Source organism: Mesorhizobium sp. M1C.F.Ca.ET.210.01.1.1 (assembly GCF_004791585.1).
Lineage (GTDB): Bacteria > Pseudomonadota > Alphaproteobacteria > Rhizobiales > Rhizobiaceae > Mesorhizobium.
In genome coordinates, this window is sequence record NZ_SRUU01000141.1 from 1 (window position 1) to 356 (window position 356).

Annotated in this window: 1 protein-coding gene; it reads left to right on the top strand. The window is 57.6% G+C overall.

The window, feature by feature from the left end; all coding sequences use genetic code 11:
* Positions 1–356: hypothetical protein (locus EN853_RS34425; protein ID WP_210236098.1), on the top strand; the 356-nt coding region annotated here is incomplete at both ends.

Below are 356 nucleotides of genomic sequence, written 5' to 3' on the forward strand. Positions count from 1 at the left end.
CTATAACAATGCTTCCAATCGCACGCGCACTGAGGTTTCACAGACCGACTATCCGATGGATACGGTGGTTACTGGAGTGATTGACGAAATCACCCATGATGCGCAATGGAACTGGTTTGTACGCGGCTGGGCCTGCTCCACTGGCTCGGCTGGGTCAATCCAGGTGGACGGTTACGCCGATGGCAACGTCTACCTAGGTAGCACTCAAGCGAGCCTTGCCAGCGAGCCGGGAGTTGCTGCGGCCTGCCAAGCATCAGGGAGCGCCTATAGGTATCAATTGCCGATATCTCTAGCCCAGAGGCAACAGTTGGGCGGTCGCAGGTTCTCCATTTACGGCCAATCTCCGCAGGGCCGCG